Source organism: Providencia sp. M-27 (assembly GCF_011077905.1).
Taxonomy (GTDB): Bacteria; Pseudomonadota; Gammaproteobacteria; order Enterobacterales; family Enterobacteriaceae; genus Providencia; species Providencia huaxiensis.
Genome location: NZ_JAALBT010000004.1, coordinates 235,338 through 253,990, shown reverse-complemented (window position 1 = coordinate 253,990; position 18,653 = coordinate 235,338). Strand labels below are relative to the sequence as shown.

The following is an 18,653-nucleotide window of genomic DNA, read 5'->3' as shown; positions in this document are numbered from 1 at the left end:
TTAATAACTTGATCTAGAATATAAAAATTAAATGGCAAGTTGACATAATCAGATAACTCTTATCGAAGAATAAGGATAACTATGTCAACCCATTTAACATTTCCAACTACAACACCTGTAATAGAAAGTAATTATAATTCAGATGATTACGAAGACATCGTTGAGCTTGCTTATACAACTATTGAAGATGGATTAGCCTCATTACATGATGATCATATTCGTAGTTCTCTCGTTAGCACTGATGGAAAAACGTTTTGGCTTAGTAATGAGTTTAGCGGTAATTTTGAAATAGCAAACTTGTTATCAGGTAATTTAACTTGTGGATCACAAGTTAGGCTATATGCAGCTCCAATTGAACTACATGGGATCTTTTATTATTTAGCACCAGTATATTCACACACTGGTGAGCCTGTATTAGTTGTCGCTATATCTTCAACTCAGAATTGCTGCAATGTTTTGTTTGCGCTTACGCAATCTTTGGCAAGAGAAGTGAGTGAAAAATTGAAATTCCACTATTATGAACAAGAGGCTTTTAAGGTAGATAAGGAAGAGCAACGATTCACTAACTTGGATATTCACTCAGTTGAGAAAGCTTTGATTATTGAAGTTGCACAAGCTTGCAAAGGTAAAATTCAGCAAATGCATAAAGTCCTTGCTATGGGGCGGACAACGTTATGGCGCAAACTAAAGCAGTACGAAATCAACATTAAAGACTATAAATAGTTTCTTGCATGTGTTCTGATGAGTAAAAAAATAGCGCTTTCGCATGTTTTTGTGGACAACAACAAAACAAAAATAGCAAAGCGCACAAAATTTACCAATATTTTGAACGACAGCCAATAGATAAATAAAGCGTAGCTATCTGCTTGTATCGTTACTTGATGTATCGAGAAAAGAAAATGAAAACGATGCTCATTATGCAGGGATTTGGTAAGGCGGTATACTGTTTTTAGCCTTGTTTTTTTAGATTTATGATGGATGAATACCGATGAGAAAGGCTATTGTCTTACTAAAAAATGGCGTGATAGAAAACATTTTATTTTAAATAGTATTTCAATAACCTAAAAAAATATTATTTTATCTTGTAAGTATTAGGGGCTGTTATTCCTATTGGAATTATCAATTTACTTGGTTTTTTAATCCATAATAGAGTGGTACTATTGTTTATCTCATGTAAAAATAAATCATTATTTCATAATTGGCAGAATTTTAATCTATATTTATCTAAATTATAGTGTCTTTAGCATTTCTCAGATAATTAATTTCTGATGGTTTAGAATAAAACCATCAGAAATAATAACGCTATAGAAAAGTAAACATATCATATGAATTAAATATATTTAGGATAAGTGTTAATGTATTCGTATTCTTGAATAAGTTGTGGCAATGACTTAATACCTAATTTTGTATAAATGTTAGAGCGATGAACCTCAACAGTCCTTGGTGATAAAGACAGTTTTTCAGCCGTTTCTTTACTCGTATTGCCCTCTAATATCATATCCATAATTTCTCTTTCCCTAACCGAAAGGCGGTTAAATTTATCAGAGAGATGAGTATATTTCTTATGCTTTTCATGCGTGCTTAAAAATAATTCCGTTGCACTATTGATGGCATTTGAGATTTCAATGTCCTTGAAAGGAAAGGAAAGGGAAAAAAATCAAAACTTCCAGCTTTAAAGCTCTCTCGACACAGACTGACAGAAGGCTCTTCGGCAAGCACAATGAATGGAACAATACCAAATGAATTACTTATATTGTTTAATCGATTAATACGATTTTCATCATTGTTTAAGAATAATAAAATACACTCTTTTACATTATCCTCATTAGGATAAGTATAATTACTCATAAACACTTCTTCATTATTATAAAATCTCAAGGTGAAACCAAAAGATTCTATCATTAATTTCAGTTTATTCTTAAAGACATTATCACTTTCTACAATTATATGAATGGTGTTATTCATCACCATACTCCTGTTGAACTGATTTGATATTCATATCAATCTGATAAAATACGTAGATAAATAAAGTGAAATTTAAATTTCACAATAATATTTTCTACTGATCGTTGTTTTTTTTATAATGTATAACCGACCTTAATTTATATTAAAAACATCATCTAGCTAAATTTAATATAAAAATAGAAACAATAGTTAAAGTTTGTGTCATTGAGTAATATTCGATTAATGATGTGTAACATCTTAGGTAAATTTACTTATTAAATGTGTTCTTTAACATAAAGTGATTGATGGAAATATTGTTAAAGCTAATCAATAATATCTTAAATCATTAGTCAGAAAAAGTCTTAGATGTGAACTTTATGCTATTTTTTTAGGTGATAGTACTTAACTTGTGAATTGATGAAGATTAAGTGCTTTTTATATCTAACATGTTAGAATTTATTTTTATCTAGTTTCGATGAGTGAATATACGTAATGGCTTCTTTAAAAGACGTAGCTCGGCTTGCAAACGTTTCATTGATGACAGTATCACGGGCAATTAATAATCCTGAATTACTTAGGCCTGAAACCTTGAAACAGGTCCAACAAGCTATTGAGTCACTCAATTATGTTCCTGATTTTTCGGCACGAAAAATTAGAGGAAAAGGTTCTAGGGTGTCAACCGTCGGCGTTTTGGCCCTGGATACAGCAACAACCCCGTTTTCTGTCGAAATCATTCTTTCCATAGAGCAAACAGCGAGGCAATTTGGTTGGAGTAGCTTTGTTGTTAATATTACATCTAGTGAAGATAATGAAAGAGCTGTTCGGCAATTATTATCTCAGCGGCCAGATGGTATTATTTATACTACAATGGGGCTTCGAGAAGTGGCTATTCCAGAAGCATTACATAATAATCGTTTGGTTTTAGCTAATTGCATAGATAAAAAAGGGCAATTTCCAGCTTATGTGCCAGATGATTTTAATGGTCAATTTAATGCGGTGAATCGCTTAATAGAGAAAGGGTATCGAAATCCTCTTTGTCTTTATATTCCACAAGAGACTCTAGCTGGAAAAACGCGCCGTGAAGCGGTGGAGTCTGCATGGGCAAATGCTAATTTACCACTATCATCACTTCAGCAATACCATTTAGAGTTAGGTGATGAACACTATTTAGATGTGATAGCTTTAATTAATAGTCATTTTGATAATAAAAAACCTGATTTTGATGTCATTATTTGTGGAAATGACCGTATTGCCTTTTTAGCTTATCAAGTACTGCTTAGCCATGGTTTGCGTATCCCACAAGATATTGCAGTACTTGGCTATGATAATATGATAGGGGTTGGGGAGCTGTTTTATCCACCATTAAGTACGGTTGTGTTGCCACACTATCAGTTAGGCCAACAAGCTGCTTTGCATATTATAGAAGAACGGCAGCAAAGCCGTGTTGAATATGTTGCTTGTGACTTGTTAGAACGTGATTCTTTTTAATTTTGTCGAGAAAATCAAACCTAATAAGCAGCTATTCAATTGATTTTTTGAGTTCCCAATAAACCGCTTTTTCTAACAAGTTTTATTTTCTGCATTTTGGCGTATGATACGGAGCTAATATATTTAATCAGATTGTATTGTGGATAAATTATGTTGCTTCGCTCGGGAGTGGCCCTTGCTATTTTTTCCTATATCTTATGGGGAATAACACCATTATTTTATCGTTTACTTCCCGGCGCTGAACCTCTAGAGCTGCTTGCTGAACGTCTTATCTGGTCTATCCCTATACTTTTTTTTGTTCGCTTAATTATTAAAAACAAATCTTTGTGGTGCCAGGTATGGTCTGATAAACGATCGATAATCCTCTGTTTATTTAGTTCGTCGGTTATGGCGATATCTTGGACAACATTTACCTACGCATTAACTCATGGGCAGGTGTTAGCCGCTAGCCTTGGGTATTTTATTAACCCATTATTTTCTATTTTACTTGGCGTTTTGTTTCTTCGCGAACGGCTTGTTTTCGCAGAAAAAATGGCTGTTATTTTTATTTGTGCGGGGGTCGGTTACCAAATTTGGCAGTATGGTGAATTACCTATTTTAGCGTTAGTTATGGGTAGTGCATTTGCGATATATGGGTTAATTCGTAAATTTATTCGATTTGATGTGATTACGTCTTTATTTCTAGAGGCACTTTGGCTACTTCCTATCGCAATAGCGATCACGTGGTGGTTAGTATCTAATGGTTTAAGTGAAGTGGCACAAGGCGATTGGCAAATCAAAATTCTTTATATGTTGGCCGCTCCTGTTACGATAATTCCGTTGCTCTTTTTTACAGCAGCAATTAAAAGAACATCATTAACGGTGATCGGGTTGGCACAATATATAGAACCAACAATTCAATTTTTATTAGCCGTATTTTTATTTAATGAGCTATTTGATTGGGTTAAAGGCATCAGTTTTTCATTCATCTGGGTTGGTTTAATGTTTTGTGTATTCGCTATTTTACGCAAACAGTATATTAAATTTTCACATAAAGACCCCTTTATTACAGGGCGTGATAAAACACCGCTAGATTAATTTATTGATATTATTATCAAATGGTTATGAGGTTTTTGTTTTGTGACTTTTTATCCTTGATAGTAAAAGCAATCGATTGCGTATATAATTGATATTAACTTTTTGTCGGTAGGGTTATCAATTATGAATCAATTAGGTACTGCGCTGTGTAAATCAGCAACAAAAGTGATGTTGTTAGGCGCTGGAGAGTTAGGCAAGGAAGTGGCGATTGAATGTCAACGGTTGGGTATCGAAGTTATTGCAGTTGATCGCTATGATAATGCGCCGGCGATGCATATTGCACACCGCAGTTATACGATAAATATGCTTGATGGCGAAGCGCTGAAGCAAATCGTTTCAATTGAAAAACCCGACATTATTGTGCCTGAAATTGAAGCGATTGCGACACAGGTATTAATGGAGCTTGAACAGCAAGGGCAAAAAGTGGTTCCGTCAGCGAAAGCCATTGTGCTTACTATGGACAGAGAAGGGATCCGCCGATTAGCCGCAGAAGAGTTGAAGCTGCCAACATCAGAGTACCAATTTGTGGATAGCAAACCCGATTTTGTCACAGCGGCAGAAAAAATTGGTTTTCCTTGTATTGTTAAACCGGTGATGAGTTCGTCAGGGAAGGGGCAAAGTGTGATCCGCTCTCAAGATGAATTAGAGCAGGCTTGGGATTACTCACAGCTAGGTGGGCGAGCAGGGCAGGGACGTGTGATTGTTGAAAAAATGGTTAATTTTGATTTTGAAATTACATTGTTAACGGTCAGTGCGATAGATGGTATTCACTTTTGTGCACCCGTGGGGCATCGGCAAGAAAAAGGCGATTATCGTGAGTCTTGGCAACCACAGTACATGAGTGAGGTTGCATTGAAAAAAGCGCAGGACGTTGCTGAGAAAATTGTTACCTCTCTAGGGGGCTACGGAATATTCGGTGTTGAATTATTCGTGTGTGGTGATGATATCATCTTTAATGAAGTTTCACCTCGCCCTCATGATACGGGGATGGTGACACTTATTTCACAGAGTTTATCTGAATTTGCCTTACATGTGCGTGCATTTCTTGGTTTCCCAATCGGTGTGATCCGCCAATATGGGCCAAGCGCTTCAGCCGTTATTTTACCCAATTTACACAGTCAAAATGTGGTTTTTTCACATATAGGTTCAGCGTTGGGGTCTGATACCCAATTACGATTATTTGGTAAACCTGAAATTGCAGGTACTCGCCGATTAGGTGTTGCTTTGGCTATTGCGGATTCTATTGAAAATGCATTAGATATGGCCAAAAAAACCGCTAGTACAGTGTGTGTTTCTGGTTGACTTCGATGAGATCTGCGCTCATCCACTTTAAGTGAGTGAGCGCTTGTATATTGCCGCGATAGCTGCCTGCTTTGATTGTTTCAAAATGGTCGTTGTGACCGTTTTATGAAGGGCCAAAACGGAACCGAGTCATCCCCTAGCGCCAATTACTGACACTGTAAATTTCATCCCTTTCACTGCATCACCTTTTGTTATTTATTGTTGTGAGTTATTTTTCAACCGGAATATATTTTATTAACGCTGTAGCCCAATATTACTAGTTGAAGAGGAGTTAATATTATTTTAACGTTGTCATTTCTATTAAAATAATTTGGCTCATTTAAAATAATCAAACATCAAAAAACGATATAATTATTTATCTATATAGGTTATTTTTGAACAAAGTGAATTATTTAACTTTTTATTTGTTATCGCTTTATAATCATTATTAATCGGCGTAATAGCCAATCGTTAAAGTTGCTGAAAAATCACCTTCATAGGGTTCACAATCTGTTTTGGCGCAACGCAATTTAGCATTGACCATTTTTTTTCATTCGTGCTTTTTATATTATCCCAAATAATTGAAGATGCATCTGGTTTGGCTAATGGTGTTTGATTGATACTAATAACTCGAGTCCCATCTAATAATTGGACACCAATCACTCCGTTAGGGGCATCATTAAAGAAATTATTACTGCCTGCATTACTAGCTAAACTAACGGATGGCTGTTATTAGTCGTAAGCAACACTGAAGGTTACTGGTACGTTTAAGTTTTGAGCGACAGCATCAGTTGTTGTTGCATAAAGACCTGCAACCATTGGGATGATGTAATCACTTTGACCAGTAACTTTCAGGTCTGCAACTTCAGTTGTTGTGTTAGGCTTAACCGCAACTTTATCTTTACCAGCTGCTAACTTAACACTGATTTGTGATGCTTGAGCATCTGCAAACATGTCTGAATGGCCAGTTAATGCTTCACCTGTTGCTAAGATAGAAACAGTAGTTGCTTTTCCAGCTTCGTTATCGCTACCAGCGGCACCGTCATAGACTTTAGTACAGTTATTTAAAACTAAGTTAAAGTTTGCTTCTGATAATGCTTTAGCTGTGTCAATTTTTTCGTTTGAGTGAGTTCCTAAGCTGATTAAGTCTTTAGAAGCGCTAATATTACAAGTTGCAGCAACTAAACGTGCATTAAAGTTAACAGTTGCATCTTGAGCAGCAAAAGCTTGAGAAGAAAGAGTTGCAACAGTGAATGCACCAATCAGAGCAAGTTTATTTAATTTCATAATCATAGTTCCTAAGTATATGGGAAAATTTTAATTTTGTTTTTAAATTAATATATATTTAAAGTTTCATATTTCAGATTAAGTTTTTATTCTATTAATAAATATTAACAACCCGACAATCATTATTTAAGAATCTATTAATAAAACGAGTTTATTAATATTAGATATTTAATAAATAATTTACTTCTTCATAAAAACTTAATTTTAAATGTCTTAGTATTTATTTAGTGAACACAGGTTCACCGGAGAACGTGATTAACATTAATTCTACTTACGTAGGTTGTCAAACAGGTAGAAAATGCATTTTTCTGTTTTTTTAATTGATTTCTAATTGTTAATTCTTATTTGTTTCAATTGGTTATGTGGTTTTTCATTGTCTTAAGTGATATCGATGGTTGATTTCTGGTCTTATATGTTATATGGGTGAATAGGTTTGATAAATAAGCATGGTATGTTACCCCATCATTTCTAGTTGATGACTCAATTTCAGTCTTGAGATTATTCTTATATAAGACTTTGTTTACCGTTATTCCTAGTTTCATTGAAAGGGATATCAGCTATCTTTATTAAGTGAGTATTCAATAGAACAAATCAGATAAGCTTGGTTTCTTATCACCTATTAGGCGTAAAAGTAGAGCAAGGAAAGTTATGAAGATTCATTATGTAGTGGGTTTAATGTCTCTAGGATTAATATCTGTTTTATCAACAGCGCAAAATCTTGAACAACAATTTAGTTTATGGGTAGAGAACGAAAAAGATAAAATTGCGTGTTTTGAGCAACAATCTTCATTTAAGTATTGCTTAGGAAAATCACCTAATAAAGGTTTGGCTGTTTTTAACCAAAAAGGAGAAGAGATTTACCAACTTTACTATTTTGATAATTGGCCTGATGAAGCACAAGACGGGGTATATCGAATACGCAAAGAAGATAAAATTGGTTTTGCAGACGCAATAACAGGAGAAATTGTGATTGATGCAATTTATGATTGCGCGTATCCATTTGAAGCAGGAAAAGCAAAAGTCGGTATCGGATGTGAAACACAAACAGACGGTGAACACAGTTGGTGGGTTGGTGGTAAATGGACAACGATTACACGCTAATAGTAAATAGGTATTATACAGTTTTAGATAAACCACTTTTGAATTTTACGTTATTAATGAGATTTATTTACAATAACTCTCATTTTACTCACATTAAATTTATTTTTTAACTTATTGAAAACAAAATAAAATAGTTATATAGATCACACTTTTGGCCGTATCTAGCCCCCCTAAAAACCATTCAAAGTAAAAAACAAACCGCTTAATTCCTTATGTCACCACTTAGCCTAACTTTAGTCATTTGCAGAGTGTAATTTCATACCATATAGACCATGGCAGAGCTCAATTTTTTAATGTAATACAGTTCAACCACTGCCAATTAAAAAGCCATCAACGATAAATGGTAAGCAATGAAAACACAGCGATATCGTTTTTTATGGTGGTTAATACAAAATCAATGGCATGTTCGTTTTACCTCAGAAGGGTGTTCTATGAACAAAAATGGTATTTTAAAGCACATTCCGTGGATGATCCTAGGAATAATCGGTGCGGTCTGCTTGGGGGTAGTCGCACTCAGACGTGGTGAGCACATCAGTGCTCTGTGGATTGTCGTCGCTTCTGTGGCGGTGTATCTCATCGCATATCGGTATTACAGCTTATATATTGCTAAGAAAGTGATGAAGCTGGACGAAACACGTGCGACTCCAGCCGTCATTAATAATGATGGGTTAAACTATGTTCCGACAAATAAAAATGTTCTATTTGGTCACCACTTTGCCGCGATTGCAGGGGCAGGGCCATTAGTCGGACCGGTTCTTGCGGCTCAAGTCGGCTATTTACCCGGCACCTTATGGTTGCTTGCGGGGGTTGTGTTAGCCGGTGCGGTGCAAGATTTCATGGTGTTATTTATTTCATCACGCCGTAATGGTGCATCATTAGGGGAAATCGTTAAAGAGGAGCTTGGCCCAATTCCGGGAACGCTGGCGCTCTTTGGGTGCTTCCTAATTATGATCATTATCCTTGCTGTATTAGCATTGATAGTGGTGAAAGCCTTGGCAGAAAGCCCATGGGGTGTCTTCACCGTTGTGTCAACGGTGCCTATCGCATTGTTTATGGGGATATATATGCGATATATCCGGCCGGGACGCGTAGGTGAAGTTTCTGTTATCGGTATTGTTCTGTTAGTGGCTTCTATTTGGTTTGGTGGCGTGATTGCTCACGACCCATACTGGGGCCCAGCACTGACATTCAAAGACACGACAATTACTTATGCATTAGTGGGTTATGCGTTTATCTCAGCATTATTACCTGTATGGTTGATTTTAGCGCCTCGTGACTACTTAGCGACCTTCCTGAAAATTGGGGTTATCGTTGGTTTAGCGATTGGTATCGTTATTCTAAACCCTGAATTAAAAATGCCAGCAGTCACACAATTTGTTGATGGCTCCGGCCCTGTTTGGAAAGGTACTCTATTCCCATTCTTATTTATTACCATCGCTTGTGGTGCGGTATCCGGTTTCCATGCGTTAATTTCTTCAGGTACTACACCTAAGTTATTAGCAAACGAAAAAGATGCGCGTTACATCGGTTATGGTGCAATGTTAATGGAGTCATTTGTTGCGATTATGGCACTGGTAGCGGCTTCTATTATCGAACCAGGTCTGTATTTTGCAATGAATACACCACCGGCAGCGTTGGGTATTACAATGCCTAACTTGCATGAGTTGGGTGGCCCAGATGGCGCAGCTATCATGGCTCAGCTCAAAGATGTATCTGTTCATGCAGCTGCTACAGTGAGTTCATGGGGCTTTGTGATTTCACCTGAACAAATCATGCAAACAGCTAAAGATATTGGTGAGCCGTCAGTGTTAAACCGTGCAGGTGGTGCGCCGACATTAGCAGTAGGTATTGCGTATGTTTTCCATGAAATCATGCCTGCGGCAAATATGGGCTTCTGGTATCACTTTGGTATTCTGTTTGAAGCTCTGTTTATCTTAACTGCATTGGATGCAGGAACCCGTTCTGGCCGCTTTATGCTGCAAGATTTATTAGGTAACTTTGTTCCGTTCTTGAAGAAAACTGATTCACTGGTTGCGGGTATCATCGGTACAGCGGGATGTGTTGGCCTGTGGGGTTACTTATTGTATCAAGGCGTTGTTGACCCACTGGGCGGTGTTAAGAGCCTATGGCCTCTGTTCGGTATCTCGAACCAAATGTTAGCCGCTGTTGCTTTAATCTTAAGTACAGTTGTATTGATTAAGATGAAACGCAGTAAATACATTATGGTGACCGTCTTACCTGCTGTATGGCTATTAATCTGTACAACTTGGGCATTAGGACTGAAATTATTCAGTGATAACCCACAACTGGAAGGGTTCCTATACTTAGCGAAATCTTATAAAGATAAGATTGCGGCAGGTGGTGCAGAATTAACTGCACAAGAAATTACTAATATGAATCACATTATTATTAATAACTACACCAACGCAGGCCTGAGTATTCTATTCTTAGTGGTTGTCTACGGTATCATTTTCTACGGTATCCGTGTTGGGATGAAAGCATACAAAAACCCAGAGCGTACAGACAAAGAAACACCTTATGTTCCTGTACCTGAAGAGGGCGTGAAAGTTTCATCTTCACATTAAGTTACCCTTCAACGAATTTGAACATCGAAAGGTGTTTGATAAATGAAAGGTCGCCCTACATTGTGTACTCATGATGTAGGGCATTTGTATTGGAGAGGCTGATGTTTGGAAATCTCGGCAAAACAGGAAAATACCTCGGGCAAGCCGCACGAATGTTAATTGGTATTCCTGATTATGATACCTATGTACAGCATATGAGTGATAATCACCCAGATAAACCCGTGATGACATATAAAGAGTTTTTTCGCGAAAGACAAGATGCACGGTATGGTGGTAGTGGTAAAGGCGGATTTCGCTGCTGTTAATCAATGAAGTGTGAGGGCAATAATGAAACCTATTAGCGTAACAATTTTAACCGGTTTTCTCGGTGCAGGTAAGACGACTCTCCTTAGCCATATTCTTCATGCTGAGCATGGTCATAAAATCGCAGTGATTGAAAATGAGTTCGGTGAAGTCCCCATTGATAACGCAATAATTGGTGATCGTGCGACACAAATTACTACATTAAGTAATGGGTGTATTTGTTGTAGCCGTTCGAATGAATTAGAAAATGCCTTATTAGACCTATTAGATGGCCTTGATAGTGGAAAATTAGACTTTGACCGTCTAGTCATCGAGTGCACTGGCATGGCAGATCCAGGCCCGATCACTCAAACTTTTTTTTCCCATGAAGTCTTATGTGAACGTTATGTATTAGACGGCATTATTACCTTAGTGGATGCTGTCCACACTGATAAACAATTGAATGATTTCGCCATTGCCCAAGCGCAGATTGGCTATGCAGACCGTATTTTATTGACCAAAACCGATATTGAGCCAAATAATGAAGCTTTAATTGAACGTTTACAACGTATTAATGCCAGGGCACCGATTTACCCCGTTATTCACGGTGATATCGACCTGAATTTATTATTGGACATCGAAGGCTTTTTATTGGATTCACAATTGAATGTCAAACAGCCGACATTCCGTTTCGCCCCTAAACAACAAAATGAAGTGGGCTCGATTGTCCTTGAATTTAATTACCCTGTTGAACTGATGGCAGTTTCTCAGGTAATGGAAGAATTATTACTTGGTTTTGCTGATAATTTACTGCGTTATAAAGGAATACTTTCTATTGTGGATGAGCCAAAGCGGTTGCTATTCCAAGGTGTTCAGCGCCTTTACAGTGCGGATTGGGATAGAGACTGGGACGTTGATGAACAACGCCGCAGTGTATTAGTGTTTATTGGTATTGACCTACCAGAAGAGATGATCCGCGAAAAATTCGCAGCCCTAGAAGTTAATTCAAAATAGAACAATTCAAAAAAAAGAATTTCAAAAAAAGAAATTCAAAGTCATTAGCGGCGTAGCAAGGCGGCAAAAGAGCCAACCCCTAGGAGCATACAAAATATGTAACTAGGGTTGGCGAATGTAGCCAACAATGCAACAGCGTTAAGGGCGCGCTTTAGCGGCCATAATTTCAATAATCTGCACGTCAGTATGCTTCATAGAACCCGCTGCTAGAGAACATAAGTTGGCAATGGACTGGTCGACATCATCAGAAACGATACCATCCGACCCTCTAACACAGCTATTATCTAATGCCATCAACACGGCTTTATAAGCGGCACTCGCACTGGTTGACACCTTCATGGCACAACTGTTTGACGCACCATCACAAATCATACCGCTAACATCACCAATCATACTGGAAATTGCCATTGCAACGACTTCATATCGGGACTCGAGTAACCAGGCAATGCCTGCCGCAGCCCCCATCGCTGCGGTTGTCGCGGCACACAGTGCCGATAATGCAGGGAGCTGATTATGAATATAAATCGCCATTAGGTGCGACAACATTAAGGCGCGAGCCAGTTGTTCTTCGGAAGATTGTAAATAATCAGCCGTGACAACCACTGGCATGGTTGCAGCGATACCTTGGTTACCTGATCCTGAATTACTCATGGCTGGCAATACAGCCCCACCCATTCGAGCATCAGAGGCCGCAGAGGTACGGATCATAATTTCTGACATTAAGTCTTTTGAAAGCAGGCTACGATCTCGCTGGGTTTGCAATGTTTTACCAATATGTAAACCATAAACATTGCGTAAACCTTCTTGAGATAAGGCTTCGTTTAAATGGGCCGCTTCAAGAATAAAACGAATATCTTCTAATGGCGCTTCGGTAGCAAATTGATAAACAGATTTAGCGGTGACTGGCGGCAGTGGGACGTCTGCCGCACAGTCAACAGGAGATTCATGATGAGGTTGAGCTGTCGTGGCATCAAATACGGTATGATTGTTGTGGATCATTTTAACAATATTCGTATGAGACCCCGCAATGATAACGGTTGCGGATCCAGTTTGTGTGTATACCGTGGCTTCGGAGTATATGACATCATCACAAGGGTGCTTGATATCAACGGTAATAGCCCCTTGAGCTAACATGCTTTTACTCAATGCAATAGCATCCGTAGATGCTGATTTTAATACTTCTAAACCCGCTTCAGGATCACCGCCAATTGCGCCAAGGGCTGCGGCAATGGGTAAACCAACCATACCTGTTCCGGGTACAGTTACACCCATGCCATTTTTCATGAGGTTAGGGGAGACAAAAGCACAGACACGGATCACGGCTCCATCAAGTAATGAAGCGGCTTTGGCGGCAGCATATGCCAATGAAATCGGCTCAGTACAACCTAAGGCAGGTTTTACTTCTTGTTTTACTGCGTTGATAAAATATTGCCAAAGTAGTGGTTGTGATTGAGCATGCATGGCAAATCCCCTTAATAAAATCTTTTTCAATTTTATTATTTTAAACAACAGTCTGGAGAAAAACTTCACTAAGTTAGGGGATTTAAAGAGAGTGGGGAGAAATATTATCTCTAATTTGAACTATAAAAATGAAATATTTCTAACTTTGAGCTTTGTCACAAAAGTCCTGCCTATGAAATTCGACAGGACCAAGTGATAATTGAAAAGGTTAGTTTTCTACATCAAGGCGTTTACTTTGCCACTTACGTGAGCGCCAGCGCCATGCATTGGTTAAGCCGCGCAGCCATTCATCAGCAAAGAAACCTAGCCAAATGCCTAAGAGACCCATCTCCATTTTTATGCCTAAGAAGTAGCCTAATGGGATAGCAACGCCCCACATAAAAATAATGGCAGTACATAGCGGAAAGCGAGCATCGCCAGAAGCACGCAAGGCATTTACCATCACGATATTAATTGTCCTGCCAGGCTCTAAGAACACCGAAAGTAAAAATAATGGCAGCAGTACCTTAATAATACCTTGGTCATCCGTAATATTATTTAAAATAGGATCGCGGAATAACCAAAAGGCGATAACGACACCAATTGTTACGTAAAAACCCATTTTAAGGCTTTTTACACCGCGCCTATAGGCATCTTCAAAGCGCTTTGCGCCAACAAGGTGACCAACCATAATTTCATTACCAATGCTGATAGAGATCCCAAACAGCATGATAAACAATGACAATTGGAAATAGAGCGTTTGTGCCGCGAGGGACGTTTCCCCCATTAAACCGATAAATGCAGATGCGGTCATGAAATGGAGGATCCACACGAGATTTTCTCCCGCAGAGGGTAATCCAATGTGTAAAATTTTCCCCAATATTTTCCGTGACCAGTGTATTAACATCATTGGGACAAATTTAATTCTCAGCCCATAAAACAGTAGGCAGAAAAGTAAAATAACGGCAACAATACGCCCTACGACAGTTGACCATGCAACGCCTTCCAGCCCATATTGTGGTAAGCCGAAGAAACCATAAAGCACAATGATGTTACCAAATACGGTAATCACATTAGCGATTAATGTGACCCACATTGCGGGTTGTGCTTTACCATAAACCCGCAAGCATGCCGCTAAAATAATTGAAATTGCTTCAGGGATTAAACAAATCCCTAGAATACGTAAATAAGTATAACCATCAGCCATTAAATGCGATGGCATATTCATAATAGTTAAAATGCTATAGCCAAAAAATAACGCAACTAATGCGCTGGAAAAACCAAGAATAAAGTTAAAAGCGATTGAAATATGAATCGCTTGGCTGGCTTTTTCTCGGCGGCCTGCCCCTAGGTATTGGGCTATAACAACGCTACACCCCACACTAATAAAGTTAAAAATAGTGATAAATAGATCAAATACTTGGTTTCCCACCCCCATAGCGGCAAGGTAGGCAGTAGAAACGTGACTGACCATATAGGTATTAATTAATAATGTGGCCAAATGAAGAAAAATATCGATAAAAATTGGCCAGCTGAGCGAAAAGAGTGACCGCTCAGTCACATCGGATTGATGCATTGAGAACCTTTATATATTCATGAATGTTAGGGAAAGCTTTCTGAGTGGCTAATTCTACATGGATTTCAATAATGAAAATAGGGTTAAAATGCGTCTGATTTAATTAGGCTAATGTTTTGTTTACTTTTAATTATTCTGTTAAATTCAATTTCGCTATAAATAATTTAATAAGCAACATCAGAACTGTATAGGAGCAAAAATGACAAAAATTAAAGCAGCAATAGTGGGCTACGGTAACATTGGTCGCTATGCACTAGAAGCTGTTCTGGCCGCTGAAGATTTTGAGTTAGTCGGGGTAGTTCGTCGTAATACACAAGATATTCCTGCGGAACTTTCAGCCTACAAAGTGGTTGATGATATTGAAAAATTAGGAAAAGTTGATGTTGCGCTACTCTGTTCACCTACGCGTGCAATCGGCCCATTAGCAGCAAAAATTTTAAGTTTGGGAATTAATACGGTTGATAGCTTTGACGTACATTCGGATATTGTGGCTTTAAAACGTAGCTTAGATGATATCGCGAAGCAGCATAATAGCGTGGCGGTTGTTTCTGCCGGATGGGATCCCGGTTCTGATTCGATTATGCGTACATTGATGTTAGCAATGGCACCAAAAGGGGTAACTTATACGAATTTTGGTCCGGGGATGAGTATGGGGCACAGTGTGGCCGCTAAGGCTATCAATGGCGTAAAAGATGCACTTTCTGTCACAATTCCATTAGGAACAGGGGTTCATCGTCGTATGGTTTATGTTGAATTAGACGGTGGCGCTAAGTTCGATGAAGTGGCTCAAGCGATTAAAGCAGACAGCTACTTTTCTTCTGATGAAACACATATTCGTCAGGTGGATAGCATTGATGCACTAAAAGATGTTGGGCACGGTGTGCACATGACTCATAAAGGCGTTTCAGGGGCAACACATAACCAGTTGTTCGAATATTCAATGCGCATTAATAACCCTGCACTGACGTCTCAATTTATGGTTTCTGCCGCACGAGCGACGATGAAACAAGCCGCAGGCGCCTATACTGTGATTGAAATTCCACCGGTAAATTTCTTACAAGGTGACTTAGATACGCTGATCGCCAAACTGGTTTAATTTCCATTTAGTCTATCTGTGGCATGGCGTTTCTACGTTCATGCCATCTTGTCGATATTTTTTACACTTTATCTTGTCTCGAGTCTATCATTCAGACTTTAACCACTGTTTATTTTTTGTATTATCAAGTAGCTTATTAATAAAGTGGTATTGATGGCATGGAGTGAGGTAATGGTAAAGCCACCAAGGAGTGGAAAAGATAAAAGCCAAGGTTTTTTCCCAAAACAATCTTCAGTAAAAAGTGTGAAGGAGAATTCGCACTCTTTCAGTATTCTTCGTGCTTTTTCTAAAATAATAAACTACGGTTTTTCATTATTTTATGTTGGTTTTATTTTATCGGTATGGTTTTTTCCTGAATACTATACGGTAGAAATTATTTATAACCTGACATTGATCCTGATTTTTGAATTTATTTTAGTTCACTCGGGCGTCTTTATGGCGGTATTTCGTGATTGGAGAATATTAACGTTATTTGCTCTTTTCTATGGTCTTTTTGCACTGGCCATTAATATGTCAGTATTAGGTGATTCCCCATTAATTTTATATTTATACAGTGCCACTGTTGCAAATCGAATGCTTTTTGGTTTAACCAGCCGAACAGAGCAAGAACGTTCAGAAAATATGGGCTATTCAGCATTAATGGCACTTAATTTTATGTTCTGTATTTTCTCAGTGTTAATTTTATCTTTCCTCGTGCCTTATGGCGGGTTAACGCCTGAATATTTAAGGTCTATTGGCTATTATTCGAGTATCTCTAGCGGTGGTGAATTCCCAGATAAACCCCATGTGGCTTTTGCCTTTGGCGTGCTCTACTTTGGTATGCCTGTATTTATGGCTTGCTTAATGCATTTTTTATGCAAAGGGCATTCTATTTACCAGGAAAAAGGGAAATAACTTTGTGGCTAGAAAGATAAAAAAAAGGAAAACTCCTCGCAAAAATACGTCGACTATAGGGACGAACAAAAAACATTATTTTCTTGAATCAGAAGAACCGCAAGGAATAATGGGGACGTTGCCAACATTGGTTGAGCACGGGCTCACTATTTTTTATATTGTATTTTTGTTGTCACTTTGGTTTTCACCTCAATGGTCTGGGGTGGCTGTTATTTACAACATGGTATTGATTTTATTATTTGAATTTATTTTGATTCATATGAGCACCATGATGGCTGTTGTGGCGAAAGGTTTTTTCTTTATTGTGATTGCCGCGATTTTAGGTGGCGTTGCGTATATTTTTCATACCACACAAATTAACTCCTCTGCGATCCTCTATATTTATGCCGCAACATTAATTAATCGTATTATTATTGGACGAAAACAGGCTAATGATATGAATAGCCATTTTAATGCTTTTGATGAAGGCATTGCCAAATTACGTCATTATGTCGCGTGTTTTATTATTATCATGCTGCTTGGTCGTTATTTACCGCAAGGTGGGTTAACGGAACAGTATTTGGAGCAAAATAACTATTATGGCATGCTCAAGATGACTGGAGCGACAGAAAACCCATTAATGGTTATCCAATTTGGGGTTTTATATTATTCGACATCATTACTCTGGGTGTTATGGCGCTATTTAAACCCAGCTAAAAAATAAAAAAAACGCCTACCGAAGTAGGCGCCTAGTGTTGGCAAAACATAAAGTAAAAAAACTAACGTGTAATTGATTTAAATTTTTGTGTGGTGGCAGTTAATGCTACTTCTGTTGGTAAACGCTCCATTGAGCTGGCACCATAGAAACCATGGCAATCAGGGCAGTTGGCTAAAATGTATTCAGCATCTTCAGGGGTGGCTATCGGGCCACCGTGGCACAGAACAATCACATCTTCGCGTACTGCTTTTGCCGCTTTTGCCCATTCATTGATTAGTGGAACGCAATCCCTGAGCGTCAGTGCGGTTTCAGCTCCAATATTTCCCCCGGTTGTTAACCCCATATGTGGCACAATAATGTCAGCCCCGGCTTTAGTCATCGCAATTGCGTCTTCAGCACTAAAAACGTAAGGCGTCGTGAGTAAATCTTTCTCATGAGCGAGGCGGATCATCTCAACTTCTAACCCATAGCCCATTCCTGTTTCTTCTAAATTGGCGCGGAAGTTACCATCAATTAGCCCGACGGTAGGGAAATTTTGTACCCCTGCGAAGCCTGTTGCTTTGATGTCATCGAGGAATTTATCGAATTGGCAGAATGGGTCTGTTCCATTCACACCGGCAAGGACAGGAGTATGTTTCACTACGGGCAAAACTTCTTTTGCCATATCCATAACGATTTCATTTGCATTGCCATAGGCTAATAAGCCTGCAAGTGAACCTCTACCTGCCATGCGATAACGGCCTGAGTTATAGATAACGATTAAATCGATACCGCCCGCTTCTTCACACTTAGCTGATAGCCCTGTTCCTGCGCCACCACCGATGATTGGTTCTCCCCGAGCAATCATGTCTCTAAATTTTTTTAATAAATCTGCGCGGTTATGTTTCATAG

17 protein-coding genes are annotated in these 18,653 nt (G+C 38.4%); 11 read left to right on the top strand and 6 right to left on the bottom strand.

Annotated features, from left to right (window positions below; genetic code table 11):
• Nucleotides 1-81 precede the first annotated feature (81 nt).
• Nucleotides 82-723 (top strand): helix-turn-helix domain-containing protein, encoded by a 642-nt coding sequence (locus tag G6Q48_RS08475; RefSeq protein ID WP_102140075.1) that lies wholly within the window; start codon nucleotides 82-84, stop codon nucleotides 721-723.
• Between the two features lie 607 nt (nucleotides 724-1,330).
• Here the strand turns inward: G6Q48_RS08475 and G6Q48_RS22200 are convergent.
• Complete coding sequence (locus tag G6Q48_RS22200; RefSeq protein ID WP_242685792.1) at nucleotides 1,331-1,504, bottom strand: LuxR C-terminal-related transcriptional regulator; 174 nt, start codon at nucleotides 1,502-1,504, stop codon at nucleotides 1,331-1,333.
• 77 nt (nucleotides 1,505-1,581) lie between these two features.
• Nucleotides 1,582-1,965: a hypothetical protein gene (locus G6Q48_RS22195; RefSeq protein ID WP_242685791.1), complete on the bottom strand. Its 384-nt coding sequence runs from the start codon at nucleotides 1,963-1,965 to the stop codon at nucleotides 1,582-1,584.
• Nucleotides 1,966-2,436: 471 nt separating this feature from the next.
• Here G6Q48_RS22195 and G6Q48_RS08465 point away from each other — a divergent pair, with 471 nt between their 5' ends.
• From G6Q48_RS08465 to purT, 3 genes are all read left to right on the top strand, one after another.
• The gene (locus G6Q48_RS08465; protein WP_166265764.1) at nucleotides 2,437-3,432 is read left to right on the top strand and encodes a LacI family DNA-binding transcriptional regulator; all 996 of its coding nucleotides are present in this window, start codon (nucleotides 2,437-2,439) and stop codon (nucleotides 3,430-3,432) included.
• Between the two features lie 150 nt (nucleotides 3,433-3,582).
• Entirely contained in the window at nucleotides 3,583-4,509 is a 927-nt protein-coding gene (rarD, locus tag G6Q48_RS08460) for an EamA family transporter RarD (RefSeq protein WP_102140073.1), read from the top strand.
• 123 nt (nucleotides 4,510-4,632) lie between these two features.
• Nucleotides 4,633-5,811: a formate-dependent phosphoribosylglycinamide formyltransferase gene (gene purT, locus G6Q48_RS08455; protein WP_166265761.1), complete on the top strand. Its 1,179-nt coding sequence runs from the start codon at nucleotides 4,633-4,635 to the stop codon at nucleotides 5,809-5,811.
• A 711-nt stretch (nucleotides 5,812-6,522) separates the two neighbouring features.
• Here the strand turns inward: purT and G6Q48_RS08450 are convergent.
• Nucleotides 6,523-7,077 (bottom strand): fimbrial protein, encoded by a 555-nt coding sequence (locus G6Q48_RS08450; RefSeq protein WP_166265758.1) that lies wholly within the window; start codon nucleotides 7,075-7,077, stop codon nucleotides 6,523-6,525.
• A 648-nt stretch (nucleotides 7,078-7,725) separates the two neighbouring features.
• Here G6Q48_RS08450 and G6Q48_RS08445 point away from each other — a divergent pair.
• The 4 genes from G6Q48_RS08445 (at nucleotide 7,726) to yjiA (ending at nucleotide 12,059) form a co-directional block, all read left to right on the top strand.
• The gene (locus G6Q48_RS08445) at nucleotides 7,726-8,178 is read left to right on the top strand and encodes a WG repeat-containing protein (RefSeq protein WP_166265755.1); all 453 of its coding nucleotides are present in this window, start codon (nucleotides 7,726-7,728) and stop codon (nucleotides 8,176-8,178) included.
• Between the two features lie 431 nt (nucleotides 8,179-8,609).
• On the top strand, nucleotides 8,610-10,763 hold the full coding sequence (locus G6Q48_RS08440) for a carbon starvation CstA family protein (RefSeq protein ID WP_102139446.1): 2,154 nt from the start codon (nucleotides 8,610-8,612) through the stop codon (nucleotides 10,761-10,763).
• A 101-nt stretch (nucleotides 10,764-10,864) separates the two neighbouring features.
• Nucleotides 10,865-11,068 (top strand): YbdD/YjiX family protein, encoded by a 204-nt coding sequence (locus G6Q48_RS08435; RefSeq protein ID WP_004260586.1) that lies wholly within the window; start codon nucleotides 10,865-10,867, stop codon nucleotides 11,066-11,068.
• A gap of 22 nt (nucleotides 11,069-11,090) precedes the next feature.
• Nucleotides 11,091-12,059: a GTPase gene (yjiA, locus tag G6Q48_RS08430; protein WP_166265752.1), complete on the top strand. Its 969-nt coding sequence runs from the start codon at nucleotides 11,091-11,093 to the stop codon at nucleotides 12,057-12,059.
• Nucleotides 12,060-12,197: 138 nt separating this feature from the next.
• Here the strand turns inward: yjiA and G6Q48_RS08425 are convergent, their stop codons facing one another.
• Both G6Q48_RS08425 and G6Q48_RS08420 read right to left on the bottom strand, forming a co-directional pair.
• Entirely contained in the window at nucleotides 12,198-13,520 is a 1,323-nt protein-coding gene (locus tag G6Q48_RS08425) for an L-cysteine desulfidase family protein (protein WP_166265749.1), read from the bottom strand.
• Nucleotides 13,521-13,728: 208 nt separating this feature from the next.
• Nucleotides 13,729-15,075 (bottom strand): MATE family efflux transporter, encoded by a 1,347-nt coding sequence (locus G6Q48_RS08420; RefSeq protein ID WP_102139434.1) that lies wholly within the window; start codon nucleotides 15,073-15,075, stop codon nucleotides 13,729-13,731.
• A gap of 199 nt (nucleotides 15,076-15,274) precedes the next feature.
• Here G6Q48_RS08420 and G6Q48_RS08415 point away from each other — a divergent pair, with 199 nt between their 5' ends.
• The 3 genes from G6Q48_RS08415 (at nucleotide 15,275) to G6Q48_RS08405 (ending at nucleotide 17,768) form a co-directional block, all read left to right on the top strand.
• Nucleotides 15,275-16,171, top strand: coding sequence for a diaminopimelate dehydrogenase (locus tag G6Q48_RS08415; RefSeq protein ID WP_102139433.1), 897 nt, complete (start codon nucleotides 15,275-15,277; stop codon nucleotides 16,169-16,171).
• 171 nt (nucleotides 16,172-16,342) lie between these two features.
• Entirely contained in the window at nucleotides 16,343-17,065 is a 723-nt protein-coding gene (locus G6Q48_RS08410) for a hypothetical protein (protein ID WP_102139432.1), read from the top strand.
• Between the two features lie 4 nt (nucleotides 17,066-17,069).
• On the top strand, nucleotides 17,070-17,768 hold the full coding sequence (locus tag G6Q48_RS08405; RefSeq protein ID WP_166265746.1) for a hypothetical protein: 699 nt from the start codon (nucleotides 17,070-17,072) through the stop codon (nucleotides 17,766-17,768).
• Between the two features lie 55 nt (nucleotides 17,769-17,823).
• Here the strand turns inward: G6Q48_RS08405 and G6Q48_RS08400 are convergent, their stop codons facing one another.
• The gene (locus G6Q48_RS08400) at nucleotides 17,824-18,651 is read right to left on the bottom strand and encodes a phosphoenolpyruvate hydrolase family protein (RefSeq protein ID WP_166265743.1); all 828 of its coding nucleotides are present in this window, start codon (nucleotides 18,649-18,651) and stop codon (nucleotides 17,824-17,826) included.
• Between the last annotated feature and the right edge of the window lie 2 nt (nucleotides 18,652-18,653).

What these genes read in the sequence shown, in the direction of transcription:
- G6Q48_RS08475 (WP_102140075.1), top strand. Translation starts at nt 82, where the DNA reads ATGTCAACCCATTTAACATTTCCAACTACAACACCTGTAATAGAAAGT.
- G6Q48_RS22200 (WP_242685792.1), bottom strand. Translation starts at nt 1,504, where the DNA reads ATGGATATGATATTAGAGGGCAATACGAGTAAAGAAACGGCTGAAAAA.
- G6Q48_RS22195 (WP_242685791.1), bottom strand. Translation starts at nt 1,965, where the DNA reads ATGAATAACACCATTCATATAATTGTAGAAAGTGATAATGTCTTTAAG.
- G6Q48_RS08465 (WP_166265764.1), top strand. Translation starts at nt 2,437, where the DNA reads ATGGCTTCTTTAAAAGACGTAGCTCGGCTTGCAAACGTTTCATTGATG.
- rarD (WP_102140073.1), top strand. Translation starts at nt 3,583, where the DNA reads ATGTTGCTTCGCTCGGGAGTGGCCCTTGCTATTTTTTCCTATATCTTA.
- purT (WP_166265761.1), top strand. Translation starts at nt 4,633, where the DNA reads ATGAATCAATTAGGTACTGCGCTGTGTAAATCAGCAACAAAAGTGATG.
- G6Q48_RS08450 (WP_166265758.1), bottom strand. Translation starts at nt 7,077, where the DNA reads ATGAAATTAAATAAACTTGCTCTGATTGGTGCATTCACTGTTGCAACT.
- G6Q48_RS08445 (WP_166265755.1), top strand. Translation starts at nt 7,726, where the DNA reads ATGAAGATTCATTATGTAGTGGGTTTAATGTCTCTAGGATTAATATCT.
- G6Q48_RS08440 (WP_102139446.1), top strand. Translation starts at nt 8,610, where the DNA reads ATGAACAAAAATGGTATTTTAAAGCACATTCCGTGGATGATCCTAGGA.
- G6Q48_RS08435 (WP_004260586.1), top strand. Translation starts at nt 10,865, where the DNA reads ATGTTTGGAAATCTCGGCAAAACAGGAAAATACCTCGGGCAAGCCGCA.
- yjiA (WP_166265752.1), top strand. Translation starts at nt 11,091, where the DNA reads ATGAAACCTATTAGCGTAACAATTTTAACCGGTTTTCTCGGTGCAGGT.
- G6Q48_RS08425 (WP_166265749.1), bottom strand. Translation starts at nt 13,520, where the DNA reads ATGCATGCTCAATCACAACCACTACTTTGGCAATATTTTATCAACGCA.
- G6Q48_RS08420 (WP_102139434.1), bottom strand. Translation starts at nt 15,075, where the DNA reads ATGCATCAATCCGATGTGACTGAGCGGTCACTCTTTTCGCTCAGCTGG.
- G6Q48_RS08415 (WP_102139433.1), top strand. Translation starts at nt 15,275, where the DNA reads ATGACAAAAATTAAAGCAGCAATAGTGGGCTACGGTAACATTGGTCGC.
- G6Q48_RS08410 (WP_102139432.1), top strand. Translation starts at nt 16,343, where the DNA reads ATGGTAAAGCCACCAAGGAGTGGAAAAGATAAAAGCCAAGGTTTTTTC.
- G6Q48_RS08400 (WP_166265743.1), bottom strand. Translation starts at nt 18,651, where the DNA reads ATGAAACATAACCGCGCAGATTTATTAAAAAAATTTAGAGACATGATT.